Annotated in this window: 19 protein-coding genes; 10 read left to right on the top strand and 9 right to left on the bottom strand. The window is 65.0% G+C overall.

Annotation, left to right across the window (positions count from 1 at the left end):
* Positions 1-21 precede the first annotated feature (21 nt).
* Genes A3K89_RS05115 through A3K89_RS05090 form a run of 6 tightly spaced genes read right to left on the bottom strand, consistent with a single transcriptional unit; the run spans position 22 to position 6,956 of the window.
* The gene (locus A3K89_RS05115) at positions 22-1,164 is read right to left on the bottom strand and encodes a cellulase family glycosylhydrolase (protein ID WP_254303431.1); all 1,143 of its coding nucleotides are present in this window, start codon (positions 1,162-1,164) and stop codon (positions 22-24) included.
* Positions 1,161-2,417 carry an acyltransferase family protein gene (locus A3K89_RS05110; protein ID WP_068422802.1) on the bottom strand — a complete coding sequence of 419 codons (1,257 nt, stop codon included), beginning with the start codon at positions 2,415-2,417 and terminating at the stop codon, positions 1,161-1,163. The genes A3K89_RS05115 and A3K89_RS05110 overlap by 4 nt, the downstream gene beginning before the upstream one ends.
* A gap of 10 nt (positions 2,418-2,427) precedes the next feature.
* On the bottom strand, positions 2,428-3,645 hold the full coding sequence (locus A3K89_RS05105; RefSeq protein ID WP_068422798.1) for a lipase family protein: 1,218 nt from the start codon (positions 3,643-3,645) through the stop codon (positions 2,428-2,430).
* A complete protein-coding gene (locus A3K89_RS05100; RefSeq protein ID WP_254303430.1) occupies positions 3,642-4,328 on the bottom strand; it encodes a YveK family protein in 687 nt (228 codons plus the stop codon). The genes A3K89_RS05105 and A3K89_RS05100 overlap by 4 nt, the downstream gene beginning before the upstream one ends.
* Complete coding sequence (locus tag A3K89_RS05095; RefSeq protein WP_254303429.1) at positions 4,310-5,560, bottom strand: lipase family protein; 1,251 nt, start codon at positions 5,558-5,560, stop codon at positions 4,310-4,312. The genes A3K89_RS05100 and A3K89_RS05095 overlap by 19 nt, the downstream gene beginning before the upstream one ends.
* A 4-nt stretch (positions 5,561-5,564) precedes the next feature.
* Positions 5,565-6,956 (bottom strand): polysaccharide biosynthesis tyrosine autokinase, encoded by a 1,392-nt coding sequence (locus tag A3K89_RS05090; RefSeq protein WP_254303438.1) that lies wholly within the window; start codon positions 6,954-6,956, stop codon positions 5,565-5,567.
* Positions 6,957-7,072: 116 nt separating this feature from the next.
* On the opposite strand from A3K89_RS05090, the gene A3K89_RS05085 reads away from it, so the two are divergent.
* The 10 genes from A3K89_RS05085 (at position 7,073) to A3K89_RS05040 (ending at position 18,765) form a co-directional block, all read left to right on the top strand.
* A complete protein-coding gene (locus A3K89_RS05085; protein WP_068422790.1) occupies positions 7,073-8,476 on the top strand; it encodes an O-antigen ligase family protein in 1,404 nt (467 codons plus the stop codon).
* Positions 8,477-8,588: 112 nt separating this feature from the next.
* The gene (locus A3K89_RS05080; RefSeq protein WP_068423004.1) at positions 8,589-10,100 is read left to right on the top strand and encodes a cellulase family glycosylhydrolase; all 1,512 of its coding nucleotides are present in this window, start codon (positions 8,589-8,591) and stop codon (positions 10,098-10,100) included.
* Between the two features lie 529 nt (positions 10,101-10,629).
* Positions 10,630-11,775, top strand: coding sequence for a glycosyltransferase (locus A3K89_RS05075; protein ID WP_068422787.1), 1,146 nt, complete (start codon positions 10,630-10,632; stop codon positions 11,773-11,775).
* A complete protein-coding gene (locus tag A3K89_RS05070; RefSeq protein WP_068422784.1) occupies positions 11,772-12,767 on the top strand; it encodes a GDP-mannose 4,6-dehydratase in 996 nt (331 codons plus the stop codon). The genes A3K89_RS05075 and A3K89_RS05070 overlap by 4 nt, the downstream gene beginning before the upstream one ends.
* Positions 12,764-13,735 (top strand): GDP-mannose 4,6-dehydratase, encoded by a 972-nt coding sequence (locus tag A3K89_RS05065; RefSeq protein ID WP_068422782.1) that lies wholly within the window; start codon positions 12,764-12,766, stop codon positions 13,733-13,735. Before A3K89_RS05070 ends, A3K89_RS05065 begins: the two co-directional genes overlap by 4 nt.
* A complete protein-coding gene (locus tag A3K89_RS05060) occupies positions 13,732-14,343 on the top strand; it encodes an acyltransferase (protein WP_068422779.1) in 612 nt (203 codons plus the stop codon). Before A3K89_RS05065 ends, A3K89_RS05060 begins: the two co-directional genes overlap by 4 nt.
* A gap of 70 nt (positions 14,344-14,413) precedes the next feature.
* On the top strand, positions 14,414-15,475 hold the full coding sequence (locus A3K89_RS05055; protein WP_254303428.1) for a glycosyltransferase: 1,062 nt from the start codon (positions 14,414-14,416) through the stop codon (positions 15,473-15,475).
* Complete coding sequence (locus A3K89_RS05050) at positions 15,472-16,617, top strand: lipopolysaccharide biosynthesis protein (RefSeq protein ID WP_068422999.1); 1,146 nt, start codon at positions 15,472-15,474, stop codon at positions 16,615-16,617. The genes A3K89_RS05055 and A3K89_RS05050 overlap by 4 nt, the downstream gene beginning before the upstream one ends.
* Entirely contained in the window at positions 16,614-17,723 is a 1,110-nt protein-coding gene (locus A3K89_RS05045) for a glycosyltransferase (protein WP_068422775.1), read from the top strand. Before A3K89_RS05050 ends, A3K89_RS05045 begins: the two co-directional genes overlap by 4 nt.
* 16 nt (positions 17,724-17,739) lie before the next feature.
* A complete protein-coding gene (locus tag A3K89_RS05040) occupies positions 17,740-18,765 on the top strand; it encodes a beta-galactosidase (RefSeq protein ID WP_068422773.1) in 1,026 nt (341 codons plus the stop codon).
* Positions 18,766-18,875: 110 nt separating this feature from the next.
* On the opposite strand, the gene A3K89_RS05035 is transcribed toward A3K89_RS05040, so the two are convergent.
* The 3 genes from A3K89_RS05035 to A3K89_RS05025 all read right to left on the bottom strand — a co-directional run bounded on the left by A3K89_RS05035 (position 18,876) and on the right by A3K89_RS05025 (position 21,938).
* On the bottom strand, positions 18,876-19,928 hold the full coding sequence (locus tag A3K89_RS05035) for a fused (3R)-hydroxyacyl-ACP dehydratase subunits HadA/HadB (RefSeq protein ID WP_068422770.1): 1,053 nt from the start codon (positions 19,926-19,928) through the stop codon (positions 18,876-18,878).
* Positions 19,929-20,030: 102 nt separating this feature from the next.
* Positions 20,031-20,969 (bottom strand): Hsp70 family protein, encoded by a 939-nt coding sequence (locus tag A3K89_RS05030; RefSeq protein WP_157105240.1) that lies wholly within the window; start codon positions 20,967-20,969, stop codon positions 20,031-20,033.
* 111 nt (positions 20,970-21,080) lie between these two features.
* Positions 21,081-21,938, bottom strand: coding sequence for a hypothetical protein (locus tag A3K89_RS05025; protein ID WP_254303427.1), 858 nt, complete (start codon positions 21,936-21,938; stop codon positions 21,081-21,083).
* Positions 21,939-22,015: the final 77 nt, after the last annotated feature.

Below are 22,015 nucleotides of genomic sequence, written 5' to 3'. Positions count from 1 at the left end.
AGTCAACGACTCACCGAGTGACTAAATGCTCTGCGCCACAGCGTTCATGGCCAGATAGTCCGGATCGTCGAGCATGCCCGACTCGATGGCCGAGGTCAGTGCGGTGTACGCCGGCTTCGGAGTGAAATCACGGTGCAGAACCCCGAAGTTGTCCTCCGGATTGTCCGAGCCGGCCAGCCGATCGCGAATCTCGTGCACGTACATCGGTCCAGCGAACGACAGCTGACTCCATTCGTGGATGAACGACGTCATCAACTCGCCCTGACGGTCCTCGGTGATTCCGGCACCCACATCCGTGGGTGAGCCGAACTCGGTAGCCCAGATCTGCCTCTGGTCGTCACCGTGCGTGAGCATGTGGCGACGGATGTCGGCGATCATCCGCAACGCGCCGTCGGGAATCGATTCGGTCCCGACCAGCGTTCCCGGGTACGAGTACGGATGCACGGACAGGGCGTCGAAATAGCCTTGTGCCCCAGCTGCGTACATCCGTTTCAGGAATGTCAGGCCGTTCATCGTGTTCTCGTTGTCACCGACGGCCCCGATCGCACCGCCGATGACCATCGCGTCCGGGTCGACGGCTTTGATCTGCGTGTACGCTTCCCGCAGCATGTCGGCATACAGTTCGGGGTCGGCCCAGGGCGCGAAGAACACCTTGCCGTTCGGCTCGTTCCAGATCTCGTAGTGGTGGACGCGACCCGAGAAGTGCTGTGCCACTTGACCCGCGTAGTGACCGTACTCCTGCGCCGACGCCGGCTTGCTCGTGAGTCCGAGCGACGGATCGGCAGCAGCCCATGCGGGTGTGTAATCGAGAATGGCGAGCACTTCGATACCGCGGGCGAGGGCCGCATCGACGACGCGGTCCGTCGGCCCCCAGACCTGCACTCCCGGTTGGGGTTCGAGCAGAGGCCACGCCATGTCGAGGCGTAGGCGCGTCGATCCGGATGCCGCCACCGCGTCGAGACTGCGGTCGAGCTCGTCCTCACTCGCCCACAACAGGGGTGCGCCGCCGGTGAACCCGATGGGCTTCAACGGAACCGGAGCGGAGGGGCCGGGGTCCGGGATGCTCGGTCCGTCGAGCACGAGCGGGTTCTGCTGCACGGCGGGTGCCGACCCGCATCCGGCCAGCAGCATACCGGCGAGCGCCACGAGAAGCAGTCGCCTCACGTGGACTTGTATCGACGGGCCAACGTCAGCGCCGGCTTCTCCACGAGCCGGTAGGTGACGGTGCCGAAGACGATGCTGACGACCGTCACCACCGCGAAGTTCCACAGCATGCCTGCCGGACTGTCGCCTGCCATCCAGCCGAACCGTCCGACCATGATCAGAATCGGGAAGTGCCACAGGTAGACACTGAGCGAGATGGTGCCGATGTAGCTCAGCGGAGCCCAATCCGCGAGTTCGGCGAACTTCGACCTCTGACCGCGTGCCAGCGGCACGATGATGAACAGGATCAGCAGGGCGGACCCGATGGCGACGAACGTGCTCTGCCAGCGAGAGTTGTCGTCGATCAGCTTCAGCGACAGGGCAGCCGCGGGGATCATCCCCACGAAAGCCCACCACCGCATTCGAGTGACGAAGCGGCCCTTCATGACTCCGCGCTCGATGGCCACGAACACGACGGCGACGAGCATGCCGTACGTGAAGTTGTCGGCGAGCGACCAGAAGCTACGGCTCAGGACGGCGATCTCGTTGGGGCCCCAGTCCAGCAGCAACGGATCCGTGATTCCCGACGCCTCCACCCGGCTCTGCGTGTACAGCTTGCCGGTGAGGCCGATGACGAACATCGCCCCCACCGGGATGAGGGCGAGTACGGGTGCAGGGATGTTCGTGCGCCCCCGTAGGTAGAACGAGATCGCAGCGAGGAGCGGCAACGCGATGTAGAACGCGAACTCGAGGGACAGCGACCACGACGGGTTGATACCGGTCTGCAGGTACTGCGGAATGTAGGAGTGCACGAGCGTCAGGTTCGCCAGCAGTGCGAGCGGATCGGTCAGCATGCCGAGCCCCGCGTCGGTGAAGTGCCGTTCGGCGACGGCAGCGTTCTCGACGAAGACCGCACGGAGCACGACACTGCACAGCAGGAAGATCACGATGTACGCCGGGAACACACGCAGGATGCGATGTACCGCGTAGCTCTTGGTGTCGGGCATCGGCTTTCCGGCGAACAGCCGTCGCACCATCGGCAGGAAGATCAGGAAGCCCGACAGTGCGAAGAAGAACACGAGACCCTGACCGAGCAGACCCAGTTTGAACGTCGCGACCGTCTGCGGGCTGTTGTGTCCGCCCACGTGCACCGCGAGCACCATCAGGCATGCGATACCGCGCGGCCCGTCGAGTCCGAGGATGCGGGCCGGGCGCTTGTCGGTGGACGCCGGCTCGGTAGCGGCAGCGGCCGTCCTGTCGGGAGTTGCGGTCATCGTCTTCGCCTTACGGTTGTGGCGGTGCTGGGCAGGTACTGACGGCCGGTGTGCCCGCGAAGCGTGCGGTGATCCACGGGAACGCAGCAGCTCCGTCGATGTCTGCGTGGCCTGCATTCGGTTGGAGAAGCGATTCGACGGTGTCCCCCGCCGCACATGCTGCGGCGATGGCACCGTCCGTCCACGACTGCGTGATGAGCGAGTCCTGTCCGCCGTAGATCACCAACATCGGTGCCGCCGAACGGGTTCTGGGGAGACTCATCTCGCGTAGATAGCCTTCGAGGGCTCGTTCCGCTTCGGGGGTGGCCGGCCTCAGGTCGTCGTCGTCGATCTGCGCGGCCAGCTCCGTCCGGTCTGCGGCGAGAGGTCCACCGCACGCGGACAATTCGTCCCACCGTTCGGCGACGATGCCGCGGCGATAGTCGTCGAGATCGATCTCGGGGTGCGACTCGGCCAGACCGACGAGCACCCACTGCAGCAGCGGTTTCTGGTCCGCGGTCAACGTGCCGTCGGCCGCGGCCCGTGCGAGGCCGGTGATGTCCGCCGCGGGAACCAAGCTGACCGAACCCACCATTTCGAGACCGTCGCCGTAAGTGCCTGCGAGTTCGTTTGCAGCCCAAGTAGCTTGGCCGCCCTGCGAGCCGCCGAACGACGCCCACCGATCCGACGCGTCCGGGACCAGCTTCTGCGCGGCGCGTACCGAGTCGATCAGGTTGTTCGCGGCGGTCGTGGCATCCAGATACGGGTGATACGACGAGTCGAGCCCGAGACCCTGGTAGTCCGAGACCGCGACGACGTAGCCGGACCGCACGAGTGCGGTGACGATCGGCGAGCTGCCCAGCAGTTCCGGATCGGTCGACGGCGCGCAGTCCGGTTGCACACCCGTCGTGCCGTGGCCGTACGCGATGATCGGCCACCCGCCGTCGGGGGCGTCCCCCTCCGGCGCGAAGATCGTGCCCGACACTTCCGTGGCCGAACCGTCGACACCCGACGTCGATCGGTACACCACGCGCGCCACGGTCGACGAGATTCCGCTGAGCCGGCGATCGACGGTCAGGAGATCGTCGGCGCTGACGAGCGAACCCGGTCCGTCGCCGGAGTAGTCGGCCGTCAGCGTTCCACCCAGCGCAGCCGAATCGGGTTGCGCTGGAGACTCATCGGAACATGCGCCCGCCACCAGGACAGCGGACAGTGCGCACGCCCCGCCGACGCGTCGTAGATGCCTCATCGTCTCGGTACCCCCACCTCTTCGAAGATGTGCTCCACTTCGTCACGGTGATCGACGGCATCACGCCACACCCCCGACGCGATCACCAGGACACAGCTGACGACGAATCCCATTCCCCCGCCGACGATCAGATTGCCGACGAGAGTCTCCTCCTCCTCGGGCACGGCAGCCGCGTCGATCAGCGTCACGTTCGACACCGGTCCGTTCGCACCCAGGTCGATCTCCTCGACCAGTTGAATCAGATTCGTGGCCAACGCATTCGCGATGTCTCGGGCTTGCTCTCCGGACTCGGCGACCGCCGTGATGTCGAACAGCGCGGACGCCGGCACAGGGCTGACGACGACGTCCTGCTTCAGCTCGTCCGGCCCCATCGCCAGACCCAGTTCGACGATGACGCGCCTCAGCACCTGCTCGCTGGCCGTCAACTGCACGTAGCTTTCGACGCGCATCATCGAACTTCGGTTGCCTTCTTGCGCGGCTCGCGTCGTCGTCGGACCCGGCGCGGTGACGAACACACGCGTCGACGCCGTGTAGGACGGTGCGACAAGCGAAGTGGCGAGCCATGCACCTGCCAGACTCAGTACCGTCGCGGCGAGGATCAGCGACCACGAGGCACGTAGCATCCGGCCGTAATCCTTCAGCCGTGGCACCCCGGTCGGCGCGATCATCGATCCAGCTCGCACGTGTCGACGACGTCCTGACCGGCGAATCGTGCCTTGACCCACGGCAGCGATCGGGTGCTGTCGAGGTTGCCGTGGCCTTCGCCGCGGTGCAGTTCGTACTCGACCACATCGCCCGACGCGCAGGCCTGCTCGAGCGCCTTCTCGGTCCACGGCTCGAGGATGAGGTCGTCCTCGGATCCGTACATGACGAGAAGCGGGGACGTCGACTTCGCCTGCGGCACAGCCATACCGGCCAACCAGCCGCGTAGTCGATCCGTCGCCTCCCGGCTGACGGGACGCAGGTCCGACGGCTGCAGCGCCGCAACGAGTTCCGGGACCAGGTCGGAGCCGGGCGGAACGCACTGCATGAAGTCGTTCCACCGCTCCCTGGCCAGACCGGATCGGTAGTCGTCGAGGTTCATCTCGGGATGCGAGATCGACAGGCCCTGCAGCGCGTACATGAGGAGGGGGTACTGCGCGCGCGTCAACGTTCCGTTCGCGGCCGCGTCGGCAAGCCCGGTCATGTCCGAGACCGGAACGATGGCCGCGGTGCCCACGAGTTCAAGCCCACCGCCGTACTCGCCGTTACGGTCGCTGGCGGCCCACGCCGCCATGCCTCCGAGCGACACCCCGTACGCGGCCCACCGGTTGCTCAGCGTCGGAACCAAGTTCCGCGCCGCGCGGACGGCGTCGATCATGTTGTAGCCCAGCGTCTTCGAATCGAGGTACGGGTGATAGTCACCGCCCAGTCCGAGGCCCTGGTAGTCCGACATCGTCACTGCATACCCGTTGAGGACGAGTGCGGCGACGATCGGCGCGCTGCCCAAGAGGTTCGCGTACTCCGACGGGCCACAGTTGTTCAGCACACCCGTCGTGCCGTGGCCGAACGAGATGATCGGCCAACCTCCCTCGGGCGCAGCGCCTCCCGGAATCAGCACGGTGCCGGACACGTCGGTGACCCTGCCGTCGATACCCGACGTCGATCGGTAGACGACGCGAGTTGCCGTCGCACCGAGTTCGGTCACGTCGTCGGCGATGTCGTCCATCGGCTCGAACGAGCGCAACGAACCGGGTCCGGTATCAGCCAGGTTCGGCGGTGGTAGAGGCTCGGGAGCCGACGTCGTCGCGGTGACGGGCGTCGTGGCCGCGTCGGGCGATAGAACTACCTGGTCGTCCCAGGCACACCCCGCCACCAACGACAGGGCCGCGCACATCCCCGCCGCGATTCGGGCAGGCCTCGTGGACCGCAGCATGCGTCTAGCCCCTACTGGACGAGGAAGCAGGTTCCTCCCAGGTAGCGTCGGCTGCCTGCGGCTTGGTCTGTGCCGCAGCACCTCTCGCGTGCGTCGCGGCACGACGACGGGTGGGCTCGAACGTCGTCACCACTCCGAGGACGTTGGCGCCCACACCGCCGAGAACCTTGACGGTCCGGCGCAGCGTGTCACGCGTCGTGCTGCCGACGCGTGCGAGCACCAATGCGCCGTCGGCGAGCGCGGTGAGAACTGCACCGTCGGTGACGTCGAGCAGCGGAGGCGTGTCGACGATGACGTAGCGATAGTCGCCGCGCAGCGTCTCGAAGAGAACCTGAGCGCGGTCCGAGCCGAGCAGCTCGCTCGGGTTCGGTGGCACCGGGCCCGCAGGCAGCACGGAGACACCGCTGACGACATCGCGGTGAATGGCGTCGTCCGGACGGTGCTCGCCGGACAGTACGGTGCTGAGGCCGCGGGTCTGCGCGATCCCGAGGCGATCGGCGAGCTCGGGCGTACGCATGTCGCCGCCGACGAGCAGAACCTTGTAGCCGGCCTCGGCCATCACGGCGGCGAGGTCGATCGCGGTCGAGGTACGTCCCTCGCCCGCACTGCCACTCGTGACGGTGATGACCCGTGGCGGCGAACCGGCACCGAGGAAACGAATGTTGGTTCGCAGGGCTCGCAGCGGCTCACCCATACGACTGAATGTGGCGACGGCGGTGGACGGTCGTTCCGGGTCGATCGGAAGACCGCCGATGACCGTGCGGCCCGAAATGTCCTCTGCACGAGGACGATCGCGAATCGATCGGTCCATCAACCCGCGGGCGAGCGCAGCGAGGACGCCGACGACGAAACCTGCGACTGCGCCGAGGACCAGCAAGGTGACCAGTCCCGTGCCGGCTGGGCTCGACGGTACGTCTGCCTGATCGACGATGGTGGCTCCGGCAGCCGGGTTTCCGCCGCGCTGCGACGTCTCGAGTTCCTGGACGACCTGAGTCAGCTGACCCGCGACGGCGTTGGTCAGTGCGCGGGCGACGGCCGGATCCGAATCGGTGGCACAGAGGTCGAGCAACACGGTCTTCTCGAGCGGCGTCGCAGTCAGCTTGTCGCGCAACTCGTTCGCCGTCATCGGTTGCTGCAACTGATCCACTGCGCGCTGCGCGACCTGAGTGCTGGTGGCCAGACCGGCGTACGAGTTGACGCGCTCCTGAGAGAACAGGTTGTTCTGATAGGCCTCGCCGACCGAGCTACCACCCTCGGTCGTGACGAACAGACGAGCACACGCCTGATACTGCGACGCCGAGACGAACGAGTACACGAGTCCGCCGACGATGCCGAGCACCGTCGCGATCGCGACGATCCACCATCCTGCACGGAGAATCCGCCCGTACTCTCGCATCTCCACGAAATGCTCCTCTTCGATTGCCCGGTTCGCCAGAAAGAATAAAGTGCAGAGATCAATTCAGCAGTACATACATGTTGCGACCGGATGAAAGCGTGACAACATCAGTGCCCATGAACATCTCGAAACGTGTTGACGCGGCTGTGATCGTCGTCGTCCCGTTGTTCGTTACATTCTTGATGATCGTCGGTGGAACGCCAGGAAAACTGGGTGCTTTCGCCCTCGTCGGGCTTGCGGTGGGAGCTTACATCGGACTCAGGCACCCCACATATCTGACTCGCGCTCTTGCATTTTCGCTGGGCGCGCTTCCGTTCGGCTACGTCCCCGGCGTTCATGCTCCGTTGGTATTCACGCTGGGATTCGGCGTCGTACTCGCGTCGGTGATCCACCGCACAGGAGTGAGTCGCGTCACATACGGCGAGATGGCCGTCATCGCATTGATCGTCACGTCGGCGCTGTCGGTCGTCGCAACCGGCAGCGCGACAGTGGATTACGCGGAATTCGGGAAATGGCTCGTTTCGACTCTCGTAGCGGTATCGCTGCTCCGGTTGCCGCGGACGGAACTCGAGTTGTTCGGAAGGATCTACGTCTACGCGGCCTCCCTCGCAGCGGCATTCGCGGTCGTCGTTCTGATGGGCGACCCGGCGGGCAAGTTGATCGGCTACCTTTCCCCGTTCGGATACGGCACCGAAGAGGAAAGCACGCGCTTCGTCTATTCCGGCGGCGCGGCGACGGTTCGACTCGCCGGCACGTACATCGATCCCAACGCCGCGGGCATCGGCCTCTTCGTCGCACTCATGCTCTGCGTACTGCTCCTCCGCGACAGGATGCGATTGGCGCTGTCGGCGTTGCTGTTCGGCGCACTGGTGCTGACCTTGTCGCGCGCTGCCCTGTTCTCGGTGGTGTTCGGCGTCGTGCTGATGCTGCTGTTTCAATCCATGCGGACGCGCGACCGCGTCGTCATCATCGGCGGATTCTTCGCCGCGTTCGTGGCTGCACTGTCGGTCCCGACCGTGCGTAGCCGGGTTTTCTCGTCCTTCGGCAGCGGCGATGCCGGGTCGAGCGCGAGAGGTGACGCACTGGCCGACTTCCCCGGGCACATGGCCGGCCACTGGCTGTTCGGGCTCGGCTGGGGGCGCACCGAATTCAAGGATCCCGGCTCGGCGTTCGAGGTCAACTACGTGGCCAACGCCCCGCTGCTGTCCGTCTATCGCGGCGGGATTCTGGCAGGCCTCGCCTTTTCCGCAGTGATCGTCGTCGGCGCGATCATCGGCTACCGATGCCTCCGGTCGAAGCACTGGGAACACGGATTCATCGGGGGCGGATTCATCGGGTTCTGCGTCGTCGCGCTGCAGTTGGATTTCCCCGTCGTCACCATTCCGGCCACGACGATGGCCTTTTCGGTCTTGATCGTCTTCCTCGTCGTCGCGTGGGAAAAGGCCACCGATAACGTGCCCGACGACCGAACCCGAAGGCCATTCGCGTCGCAAAGCCCGGTAGCGACAAACATGGCTTGACCAGCAGTTCGATACGAAAAGACAAAGTGATTGCGGCTTGTAACACTTTCGATTTTCCTGCAATGATTTCTCGATGGGCTCGCGAAAAGAGCCCCCTTCCGGAGAGATCATCATGAGCCGTATTCGACTTCGATCAGTGGTGTCCGCACTGTCGGTAGCCGTGATGACCGCGAGCCTGTCGCTCGGGGTCACGTCCTACGTAGTACCGACCGAGCACACACTCGCCCAGGCCGACGCGGCCGTGACACCGACGACGGTCGGCGTCTCCGACAACGGTGCGCTGCTGTGGTCGAGCGACGCCGAACTGAACACGACGCTGTCGATACTCGACGCCGCGGGCATCAAGTCGATGCGCGTGTCGATCCCGTGGGCCAACGTCGAGCCCGCACAGAACCAGCTCGTCTGGACCGCCGTCGACCGCGTCGTGAATGCAGTGAACGCGCGCGGTATCTCGATGCTCGGCATCATCGCCTACACACCGACCTGGGCGACGTCACCACCCGGACAGGCACTCAACTACCGGCCCGCGTCGCCCGCCCTGTTCGGCCAGTTCGCCGGCAAGGTCGCCGACCGATACAAGGGCAAGATCGAGGCCTACGAGATCTGGAACGAGCCCAACGGAGCGATGTTCTACGGTCCGTCCCCCGACGCCGCCGGGTACACCGACCTGCTGAAAGCCGCCTACCCGGCCATCAAGGGCGCCGACCCGTCGGCCACCGTCGTCGGCGGGGTACTGGGAGCCGTCGTCGACAATCACGGGATGCAGAACCCCGTCACGTTCACGCAGCAGATGTACGCCGCGGGCGCAGCCGGGAAGTTCGACGCGCTGTCGTTCCACCCGTACCAGTACACGATGAAGTTCGCCGACGGCACGTACGTCGACGACTCTCCCGTCCGTCAGGTCATGGACATTCGCGCACTCATGGTCGCGAACGGCGACGGGGGAAAGAAGATCTGGGCCACCGAGTACGGCGTACCCACCGCGGTCGCGTCGGAAGAGCAGCAGAGCGACATGATCACCCACTTCATCACGAAGTGGCAGGAGCTGCCGTACACCGGCCCGATCTACCTGTACCAGCTGAAAGACCAGCAGACCGGTAGTCAGGACACAGAGATGACGTTCGGCCTGCTGCGCTCGGATTGGAGCGGCAAGCCCGCGCTCTGGGGCGTCATGTCGCAACTGATGAACGGCATTCCGCGCTCGGCCGAGTACAACCGGTTCCAGATGGTGCCGTCCGAGCTCGGAGCAGCCGTCAGCCCGGTCTTCCCGATCCGCGACACGTGGGCGCAGATCCGCGACTACGCGACGGTCTTCCAGACGCCGACCGGGTTCATCGCGTCGCCGAACGTGGTTGCCGACGCGGTCCGCCGCACCGGCTTGTTGCCCACCACCGGCTTCGCGAACGGCTACCAGGACTTCGACAGCCCGTACGGCCTGCGCGTGTTCTCGACGGACCTCGGCGGGACCCGGCTGATCGGCGGCGGAATCATCTCCGCGTGGGACCCGACGCTCGGTCCTGCGACCAGCGACGAGACGCCCATCGACGGCGGCGGTGTGCGCGTGACCTTCCAGTACGGATCGATCACCTGGACGCCCACGGCGGGTGCGCGGGCGCAACGGTAGGCGGCTTCACGTGCGCGCGAATGTATAGCGGGCTATACATTCGCGCGCACGTGGGGACCGAAACAAACTGAAAACCGAATTACTGACAGATTCACCGACCGGTCGATTACAGACCGGTCGGTGTTTTTATTTCGAACCGAGTTTCACGTTCATTTCTCGCGATATCGCCCGCCGACTCGGAGAATTCATTTCCGTAGTGTTAAATCGCGAGGAATACCGAGTATCCATACTCTCCCGCGTCCGATTCGTCATTGTGAAGCACATCACTTAGTGCTACCAATTCAGGCGCATGTCGGATACTTGTTTACTGTGAACGACTGACACAGTGGGACACCAGTGTGTTCGGAGTTCTCGTCCCAGTCGGGGGACGCACATAAGCCCGGAAGTACATCGCACAACGACGTCGCGAAATCCATGCTTTCCGCGGTCGGGAATTCAAGTCAAAGTCTCTTTGTGCACGGTTCGACACGATTGGTACAAGAATGAATGCAAACGCCGCTGTGCAACGGAAACATCTGCGGGTCGCCGCATGACGGAGCAACTCACCCGCCCGATACGCGTCGCCATCGCCCACGACTACCTGACACAGCGCGGCGGCGCCGAGAAGGTCGTGCTCGCCATGACCCGCGCTTTCCCCGGCAGTCCCGTCTACACGACGCTGTTCGAGCCGTCGACCACGTTCCCCGACTTCGCAGGTATCGACGTTCGCACCTCGACGTTGAACCGAATCGGGTTCCTGCGCAAGAACCATCGCCTCGCGCTCCCTCTTCTGCCGTTCGCGTCGAGCTCGATAGCGATCGACGCCGACGTCGTACTCACCAGCACGAGCGGCTGGGCACACGGATTCCGCACATCTGGACGCAAACTCGTCTACTGCTATTCACCTGCACGTTGGTTGTACGAATCGCAAATGTATCTCGGCGAATCCAGTAGCTCACTGAAACGTGTTGCACTGAAGGCACTCTCCTGGCCGTTACGCCGGTGGGACCGTCGCGCTGCAGGTTCCGCAGACCGCTACCTGGCCATCTCCACGATCATCAACAAACGCATCACCGATGCGTACGGCATCGCATCCACCGTGCTTCCCGCGCCGTTCACCGTCGAGACCTCACCGGCCGAACCGATCACCGACGTCGAGAACTGGAGCGGCGGAGAGCCGTTCCACCTGTGCATCTCGCGCCTGCTCCCCTACAAGAACGTCGACAAGGTCATCGCAGCGTTCGCCGGGACCGACCACAAGCTCGTCGTCGTCGGACGCGGCCCCGAAGCCGAGCGTCTGCGAAAAGTCAAGTCGGACAACGTTCTCATGCTCAGCGACCTCAGCGCGGGCGAAATGACCTGGCTGTACACGATGTGTAACGCGGTCGTCGCCGCGAGCTATGAAGACTACGGATTGACCCCCATCGAAGCCGGCTATCACGGGAAACCGACCGTCGTTCTCCGGTGGGGCGGGTTCCTGGACACCGTCGTCGAAGGCGTCACCGGTGTCTATTTCGACGAACCGACGCCCGAAGCAATCCGGGCAGCGGTCGAGAAGCTCGAACGAACATCATGGGAGCCGCTGAAGATTCAGGCTCACGTGGAGCAGTTCAGTGAAGAACGCTTCGCAGCAGAACTGATTGCGGCAGTCACGGAAATTCACGAAGAGAACATCGAGAGGAAGCTGTCGCAATGACCAAGAGGGCATTGATCACGGGAATCACCGGTCAAGACGGCCTTTACCTTGCCGAGCTTCTACTGAGCAAAGGGTACGAGGTCTTCGGATTGCTTCGGGGACAGAACAATCCGAAGGCGGCAATGCTCGAGCGCATCCTTCCGCAGGTCGAGGTGCTGACGGGCGATCTGCTCGATCTGTCCAGCCTCATGCGCGCGTTCGCCTACGCAGATCCGGACGAGGTCTACAACCTCGGCGCCGTCTCCTTCGTCGCCTACTCGTGGGAGAACGCACGTCTGACCACCGACGTCACCGGCGGCGGGGTGCTGAACATGCTCGAAGCCACGCGTGGCTACCAGGACATGGCGGGCAAGCAGGTTCGCTTCTACCAGGCGTCGAGCTCCGAGATGTTCGGCAAGGTGCAGGACGTCCCGCAGCGCGAATCGACGCTGCTGTGGCCGCGTTCGCCGTACGGAGTCGCCAAGGTCTACGGCCACTACATGACGATCAACTACCGCGAGTCGTACGACATGCATGCCAGCTCGGGCATTCTGTTCAACCACGAATCACCGCGTCGCGGAATCGAATTCGTGACGCGCAAGGTCACCCGCTCCGTTGCTCGCATCGCACTCGGCCTGCAGAGCGAGATCTCGCTGGGCAATCTCGACGCCAAGCGCGACTGGGGCTTCGCCGGTGACTACGTCGAGGCGATGTACCTCATGCTGCAGCAGGAGCAGGCCGACGACTACGTCATCTCCACCGGAGAGACGCACTCCATCCGCGAACTGCTCGACCACGCATTCGCCGCCGTCGACATCACCGACTGGTCCGAGTACGTCAAGATCGACCCCCGCTTCTTCCGCCCCGCCGAGGTGGACCTGCTCGTCGGTGACTCGTCGAAGGCTCAGGAGAAGCTCGGCTGGAAGCCGAAAGTCACCTTCCCCGAACTGGTTTCGATGATGGTGCAGAGCGACTTGGCCGAGCAGTCGGCCGACGTGGTCAAGATCGCGTGACTGCCAGGCGGAAGCCGCCTAGCGCCCTCGTGACGGGGGTTGCCGGGCAGGACGGCAGCTACTTGTCCGAAGCGCTCGTCGATCTCGGATGGACGGTCCACGGTGTGGCTCGGCCGGGCTCGATGAGCGTCGTCGACGACGTCACGATGCATCAGGTCGATCTCGGTGAGCCGGGAGCCGCGTCGGATCTCGTCGGCGCCACCGACCCCGACTACGTCTTCCATCTCGCCGGCATCTCGTCGGTGTGGCGGTCGTGGAAGGACCCGGTGTTGACCACCCGAGTCAACGGAGTCTCGGCCGCATCGCTGCTCGACGCGTGCCACACGCATCAGGAGGCGTCGGGCAAGCGGGTCATGGTGATCAACGCGTCGAGTGCCGAGATCTTCGCCGGATCCTCGGACCCGGTGCAGAACGAGAACTCGCGTATCGCGCCGACGTCTCCCTACGGTGCATCGAAGGCACTGAGTCACAACATGGTTCAGGTGTACCGATCTCGCGGTCTCGAAGCCACGAACGCAATTCTGTTCAACCACGAGTCGCCGCGACGGCCCGATACGTTCGTCACCCGCAAGATCACGAAGGCGGCCGCCGCGATCGCTCGTGGCACGCAGAGCAAGCTCGAGCTCGGCAGCATGTCCGCGCAACGCGATTGGGGTTGGGCACCCGACTATGTCGCCGCGATGGTCGCGATGGCGTTGCACGGCAAGGGTGACGACTTCGTAGTCGCGACCGGGCAGTCGCACAGCGTCGCCGATTTCGTTGCCTCCGCGATGGCAGCCGTCGGGATCGACGACTGGCGCAGCTACGTGGATGCAGATCCCGAGATGCTGCGTCCCGCCGATTCGGCCAGAATGATCGGCGACGCGTCCAAGGCACGCGACGTGCTCAGGTGGGCGCCCACCAAGAACTTCGAGGAGATCGTCACCGCGATGGTCGAATTCGACATGACCGAGGAGATGGCAGCATGACAGCGGTGGAAGAACCCACGACGGACGCGAAGATCCACCACGTGTCGGACTACAAGATGCAGGACATCTCGTTGGCCCGCAAGATCCGAAACCGGATCGGCACACTGGGTTTCAACATGGTGGTCACCTACATCCCGTCGCACGTCGTACGGCAGAACTTCCTACGCGCGTTCGGGGCGACGATCGGCAAGGACACGTCGATCTTCCGCGGCACAACGATCCTCGACATCGAGAATCTCGTGATCGGTGAGGCATGCTCCATCGGCTTTCGGTGCATGTTCGACGCGCGTGGCGGAATCACCATCGGCGACAACGTCGTCATCGCGAGCGACACGCACATCATCGGTGGGTACCACGACCACAACGATCCGACGTTCAAGCCGATTCTCGAACCCACGTTCATCGGTGACTACGTCTGGATCGCCAGCCGGTGCACAGTGCTCAGCGGTGCCACGATCGGCCGTGGCGCCGTCGTCGGCGGCTGCTCGATGGTGCGTGGCACGGTGAACGAGCTCGAGGTCGTCGCAGGCACGCCCGCCAAGGTGCGCAGCATGCGTGATCCGAATGCGCTGCAGTACCGCCCGAAGTATCGTCCACTGTTCTACTGATCCCCATGTGCACGGAAATACATAGTCCGCTACGTATTTTCGTGCACGTGCTCCGAAGGAGCCCGCCCCGTTGATCCTCCGCGACCAGAGACTCGTCTACGTCGCCCCGCGCTCCGGCGTGGGCGGCGTCGGTGACTACTCCGACGACTTCGCGGCCGCCGTGCGTCCGCACTTCGGCGAGGTCGTCGAGTACCGCCACGACGGGCCGGGCAGCGATTCGGTGCGTGACATTCTCGCCCACCGCAAGGCCGTCGCCGCGCTCGTCGACCCCGGCCGCACCATCGTGCACTGTGAGCTCAGCGGCGGGTCCGTCGTCCCGTTCTGGGCGACGCATCGGCTCGCCGGGGCACCACCGGTGACCGCGACGGTCCACGACCCGCCCGGGCTCGTCTGGTGGCCTGCACGCACCAAGCTCCTGGCCGGCCGGAAGGTCCTCAATCACGGTCTGCACTACCCGTTTCGCTCGCTGTGGCGCACGCTCGAACGCCGTGTCGCGGCTGACCGCACCCTGTTCGCGCTGACCAAGGCAGGCGCCGACTCCCTGAACGCCGAATACCCACGGGCCACGGCCAGAGCGAGCACGATCTTCGTGCCGGACCGTCCGGATCTTCCACCGGCGGAGGATCGCCCTCTCGCGGTCGGACTGTTCGGACTCGTGTACCGCGGCAAGGGTTTCGAACAGATCCAGAGCCTCCGTGACCGGTTGCCGCGTGAGATCGCGATTCGCGTCGCAGGCCGCGGCACCGACCAGCTTCCAGCCGTCGACGGCGTCGAGATCGTCGGCGAAGTCAACGACGCGGACGAGGACGCGTTCTTCGCATCCATTCGTGCACTCGTCGTCCCGTACGGCAAACGCACCATCTACGGCGACGCGTTCCCCGCGTCGTCCGTCGTCACGCGGGCCATCGCGTACCAGACCCCGATCGTCTGCCTGAAATACGGTGCCTTGTCCGAATCCGACGGCGGCGCAGTGGTCGTCGACGGAGGAATCGCCGACGTCGCCGACGCAGCGCGTGATCTGGTCACCGACCCCGTCGCGCTCCGCACGCTCCGGCTCGAGGTCGAGACGCTGCGCCGAGCCAACACCGCTGAACTCGTCGTGCAGGACTTCCTGGCGGAGTGGTCCAGGTGAACGCGAACCTGATCAAAGCCGGTGTCGCCGCACTCTGGACGTACGGCGGGCGCGGCATCGGACTGCTGTGGACCGTCGCACTGATCGCGCAGCTCGGTATCGCCGACTACGGCCACTACGCCATGGCGTTCGCGCTCGCCGCGATAATCGCTGCGCCACTGGATCATCCGTTCGGCGTTCGGTCCATCCGCGTCGACGAAACCGACTACCTCGGCGAGCGCACCACCCGTGCACTGATCGGTGTCGCGCTGATCGCCGTCGGACTGTGCCTGATCGACGTGAACTACGTCGCGTGGTTCGCCCTCGTCGTCGCGGGCGGCGAAATGACCTTCAATGCATACAAATCGAGAGCTCTACGCGACGGCCACCCCGACGTCACCCAGCGGATGGACACCGTGCGTCAGGCGTCGAGCATCTCCTTGGCGACGGCATACCTGTTCGCCGTGTCCGAGCCGACCCTGCTCGTCGCGAGTCTGCTCTACGTCGCACCGTATTTCGTCATCGCCTTCGTCGCACTCGTCCAGACACGTGTCGCACGGCCACTCCTGCCCGGGTCGTGGCGCGAAATCTCGATGTTGTTCTCCGAGAACCTCGCCAACGCCGTCTACATCCAGGGCGACGTGCTGCTGCTCGGCTACCTCACCGACAGCACCATCGCCGGCTACTACTCGGTCGCCTCGGTGACGGCATGGGCCGTCGCGTTCGTCGGCCAGTCGTTCGGCCACACGTTCCACGAGAAACTGCGCCTCGCCGACGGCCGCGTCACGGCAGGCCCCGCGTTGAAGCACACCGTCGTACTCGGCTGCGTCGCAGGTTCTTTGCTGCTGATCGCCGGTGTCGTCCTGTTCTTCACGCCCGCGCCGTCGCAGGTCGCCGGAGCATTGGTCGTCATGTCGTTCTTCGTCGTCATGCGCGTGATGAACTACGTGTTCACGACGGTGCTCTGTCTGCAGCATCGCGACCGCACCCGCGTTCTGGCCGCGGCGGTACTCGCGCCGCTGAAGATGGTGCTGATTCTGTGCCTGTTCCCGCTCGGTGCCGTCGGCGCCGCTCTTGCATCGGTCGTCACCGATGCAGTTCTGCTCGTGTGGTTCACGCGGGCTCTCTACCGTGAACCCGCCAAGGAAGAGGTGGCCTCGTGAGGCGTGCGACGTTCCTGCTGTCGAAGGACCCGATCACCGAGCACGGCGGTGATATCGCGTTGTCGCGCTTGATGATGCAGCTCGCCCGTGAAGCGTTCGAGGTGCGGTCGCTGTGCTTGTCCAAAGAGACCGAACCGTCGCCCGATCCCGACGTCACCCGAGTCCTCAAGCCACGTGTCGACGCGAAGCTGCTGCTGAAATCGGTGCGTCCCACGCGCAGTGTCGTGCACGGCCGCTACGACGTCGACGCCTTCGTGCACGCAATCGAGGCGTCCCGCTCGGATGTGTATGTGGCCGAACACAGTTACATGGCCGAGCCGTTCATCCGCTCCGCCAAATTCGGTTCGCCGTTCGTCATCAACACGGTCAACACCGAGTCCCAGGTGTGGAAGGTGACGCGTGGGCTCACCGGACGAATCGAGGCGCCGCGCATCCTGCGCGACGAGATTCGCGTCGCTCGTGCAGCCGATGCCGTCGGAACCTACGACGCCGACGAGGCAGACATGTACCGCAGCAACGGCGTCCGAGACGCTCGGTGGATCGATCTGACGCTGGAGCCGACGCCCAAGCTCGACCTCACCGAAACCGCGAACCGTCTCGTCTTCATGGGCACGCGCGACTGGCCACCGAACCAGGAAGCGTTCAAGATCGCGCTCGAGTACTGGCCCCGAATCTCGGACGGCATCGACGACGCCGAACTGTGCATCATCGGCGCAAAGGCAACGGGCGCAGTCGATCCCGTGTATCCTCCCGGCGTCCGTGACCTCGGCTTCGTGGACGACCTGCAGGAGTTCCTCGGTACGTGCCGCGCACTGATCGCACCCGTCGCCACGGGCGGCGGAGTGCGTGTGAAGATTCTCGACGCGGCCAGCAAAGGACTCCCCGTCGTCGGAACCTCGGCTGCCGTCGGATCGCTCGGCCCGGTGTTCGAACTGCCCACGTTCGACGACCCCGAGCACTTCGTCGCCGAATGCCGTCGCTACCTCCTCGACCGCAACGCCGCCGTCAAAGCAGGAGAGCGGATCTACGAACTCAACGCGGCCCGCTGGGAAGAACGCATCCCGCACACGACCGTCGCATCGTTGATCGGCGCACCGCTCCGATAACACCTAGGATCACGCCATGCTGACACGACGCCTGCTCACCGTCGCTGCTGCCGCAGCTGTTGCGCTCGGACTGTCCATGCCCACTGCGCAGGCTGCCCCGCCGTCGGGACTCGGTTTCAGCAGCGGTGCACCGTTCGTGCTTCTCGACGACGCGACCCTGAACAACGAGCTCGTCGCCGGCCGGGAGGTCGGTGCATCGTGGGTGCGTATCGTCGTCAACTGGGCTGCGGTCGAGACCGCGCCCGGCGTGTTCGACTGGAGCAACACCGACCGCGTCGTCGATGCGGCTCGGGCACAGGGATATTCGGTGCTGGCGGTGCTGGCGGGAACACCGGCGTGGGCGCAGGGTCCGATCCCGAGCATTCTGCCGGGTGCCGTTCCCGTCGATCCGAACACCTTCGGTGCATTCTCCGGCGCTGCGGCGACGCATCTGGGCGATCGCGTCGACACCTACGAGGTATGGAACGAGCCGAACATCCCGTCGTTCTTCGCACCCGTGGACGCGTCGCGCTACGTCGGTCTGCTGCGTGCCGCCTACCCGGCGATCCACGCGGGCGATCCCGGCGCGACCGTGATCGGTGGTGGGCTCGCTACGACGATCGACACCGGCGGCTGGACCGTGGCTCCGGTGACGTTCCTGCAGCAGATGTACGCGGCAGGCGCCGCAGGGTTCATGGACGCACTTGCCATGCATCCCTACACTTTTCCGTTCACCGTCGAGAACGACCCCAACGGCCAGTGGGCGCAGGTCGACCAGGCCCACGGCATCATGAAAGCCAACGGCGACGGTGGCAAGAAGATCTGGATCACCGAGCTCGGTGCGCCGACCGGGAACGGTCCGATGGCGGTGACCGAGGACGCGCAAGCCGCGATCATCGGAAGCAGCCTGGCACGGGCGTCGACCCTTCCGTACGTGGGGCCGGTGTTCGTTCACTCGCTGCGCGACTCAGGAACCGACGCGTTCGATGCGGAGCAGAACTACGGTCTGCTGCGGAGCGACTTCAGCCGGAAACCGTCGTTCGCTGTGGTGCAGGGCTCCTGACGACGGCGAGTCGGTCCGTTTCGCCGCGTCCTTGCGCAGGTTTCAGCCGGTGCGCAGGTTGCACCGTGCGCGTTCGCTGCAACCTGCGCGGCACCGCCGTCGACGACGGGCTAACCGAGCTGAACCGTGGCAGTGGCGCGGTGCCCGAAGATTCGCTTCCCCTCGAACGTCGCACCGAGCGCGACGACGGCAGTGCGGCTGTCGGCGTCGAGTGATTTGATCTTGCCGCTGAACTCGATCTCGGCGGCCTTGTGCGGGCCGACGGGAATCGGTGCGGTGAACCTGACGGTGTAGTCCTTGACCGCACCCGGGTCACCGATCCACGAGGTGATGTATCCGCCGCCCAGTCCCATCGTCAACATTCCGTGTGCGAGAACGTCGTCGAGGTCGATGAGCTTGGCGAACTGTTCGCTCCAGTGGATCGGGTTGGCGTCTCCGGCAACGCCCGCGTAGTTGACGAGGTCACCGCGAGTCAACAGGACGGTACGGCCGGGCAGCGTGTCCCCGACGGCGACGTCGTCGAACTTCACCCCAGGCTGGGCATGGTGCTCGACGATCTCGAGCGGCGGGTGCTCGACCTGTTCCTCGGCATGGTCGGCCGCTTTGGCCCGAGCGGCCGACGTCGTCGCGCCGTGCATGACGAGGTTCTCGGCCGCCTCGACGATGCCGCTGTCGACGTCACCCTCACGGCCGATGAGCAGCGTAGTGTACGTGGTCTGGACGAGCTCGTTGCGTTGATTGGACACGATGTTCTTGGTGACCATCATGTCCTTGCCCATGACTTCCTTGTAGGAGTCGAGCGAGACGTCGCAGTACAGCTGATCACCGGCGACGATCGGCTGATGGAATTGCAGAACCTGATCGGTCTGCAGCATCTGACTCAGATCGAATCCGACGGCGATCTTCTCGAGCAGCCGACGCTGCGCGAGAGTGCCGACCAACGAGATGAACGTGAGAGGTGCGACGACCCCGGTGTGCCCGAGCGCCTTGGCTGCGTCACCGTCCCAGTGGGCCGGATTGAAATCCTGCACTGCGCGCGCGTATTCGCGAACTTTCTCGCGTCCGACCTCGTAGTAGTCGTCGGTTCTGTAGTGCTGGCCCACCATTGCCCGCGCGTGCTCAGCCGGATCGACCCCTGCCACTGTTGACTCGCTGTCGCTCATTCCAGAAAACCTACCGGTCTCTCCGCGACGGGTTCCACAGGGGACGGAGAGCTTGTGGAACGTCATAGGAACGGTGGGAGCGCATGATTGCTCCCCACAGTTCTACGCCGATCGATCGCGCGCCATCGGGTCGAATCGCGGCGGCGAAATCGTGGTCACGGCGGCGAACGGCTGCGGCGGCCGACGTCGCACTGCATCGGCGGCAAGCAGCGCAGCCCCGTGCGCCGTCAACGATTCGGGGAGCGACGGCGCGAGAACGGGCAGCTTGAGATCCCGACGAAGAACGCGCCGCAGCGACGGAATATGTGCGCACCCCCCGACGAGGGCGAGCGCGCCGACGGCCCTCGGCGCGTCGACGATGATGCTCGCCGTCCAGTCCTCGATCGAACGGATGGATCGGTCGATGATGTCGTCGAAAGAGTTGCGCCACAACCGAACCGGACCACCGACGAACGGACCCGACACCTCCGCCACCCGCAAGCTCGACAGCTGTTCGCGCGCATAGCGGACCGCAGTCGTGAGAGCGTCGAGAGCTGCGGTCGACACGAGTTCGTCGGCGCCGTAGGTCTCGAGCAGATAGTCGCGCACCGCGTCGTCACACACGGCGCCACCGAACAGCGAAGTCCGTGCCGAACCGAACACCTGTCCCGACGACGGGTCCACGACCGACACCGTCGTACCGGACGCACCGATATCGCAGATCGCGACGGTACGAAGACCGTCGAGCTCGCCGGTCCCGCGAAGAAAACGCAACTGCGCGCCGAGCTCCGACACCACCATGCAGCGCTCGGACCGGTGCATCGAATACGCCGACGTACGCATCCGCGACGCGGGATCGTCCGGAACGGCGAGCACGACGTCCTCCCCGTCGACGCGCTGCGACAAGGCCATCGAGTCGAGAAGGTCAAGGGCGGCGCTGACGTAATCGGCCGGCTCGAACGAGCGCGCGACACTGGCCGACGTCACCGAATCGTCGGCGACGTCGAGTGCAGTTGCGCGTGCCGTCGACGTTCCCACCGAGACACCCAGCACCGCATTCATGACTACCTCGACTTCAGGTCACCCCAATCCGACCAGCAGATACTAGCGGCAAACAAGTCTCGAGGTAGGTCGAACTACAGTTTTGCGATCTTTCGGTTTGTTTTTCGCAGTTCACCCATTGCCGCTCGTCGACGGCTCCGCAGTGGTGGTGCTGATATCCGGCGGCGTGGTCGTCGTGACCGGCGGCGGCGTGGTCGTCGTCAGCTCGGGAGCCTGAGTCGTCCGCGAGGTCGTCGAGGCAACCGGCCCCGGCTGCTGCGTCTGCGTCGACACCGGGCGAGGAGGGACGACGGGCGCAGGGGCGACAGCGTCCCTCGTAACGGAAATCGTTGTGGCCGTGCCGATTTCGACAGGTACGGGCGGACCAGGGATCACGGCCTCGGGCTCGACGGGCTCGAGGGGTTCGACCGTCATCGTCACCGCGTTCGTGGGATGCACCATCTCGACGGGAACGGGCGCGTGATGGGGCGTCGGCGACGACGTCATCGCCCATGCGGTGACACCGCCGAGCGCAGCCAGCACGCACGCGGCGGCGGCCGCGACCGGCCAGGCAGTCCGGCGAGCCCCAGGCAGGGCACCGGGCCTGGGCGCGACGACGTCGACTTCACCGACGAGCAACGCCGCGGCGACGTCGGACGAGAAGGCATCGGTCAGTCGCTCGTCAAAGATGTCGACGACGAGCACCGGATCGGGCTCGGTCTCGGCCAACGCGTCGGCGACGATCTCACGTTGCAGCGAGTTCTCGCACACGACGGCAGCGCCGACGAGGGCCACGTCGTGCTGCCGCGCCTGAACCGACATGAAGCCGAGCGCAGTCGACACCGCACCGGCGATCCCACCCGGCGCTGCAGCAACCGGAACCGTTCGCGTGGCGATCGGGCCCTGCTCCGGCGTGCCGGTCTCGACGAGCGACGCGGTGACCTCGTAGGTGCTCACGTGTACGCCCAGCGCAATACGCACTTCTGTCACGGCTCCCTACGCTCGACGGCCGACCGGGGATTCCGGTCGGTTTCTCGTGCGTCAGGTTACCGCTGTGCCCGGTTCGA

The sequence above is a fragment of the Rhodococcoides kyotonense genome (assembly GCF_001645385.1).
GTDB lineage: Bacteria > Actinomycetota > Actinomycetes > Mycobacteriales > Mycobacteriaceae > Rhodococcoides > Rhodococcoides kyotonensis_B.
The sequence above is the reverse complement of the archived record's forward strand: the minus strand, read 5'-3'. Positions and strand labels throughout refer to the sequence as shown.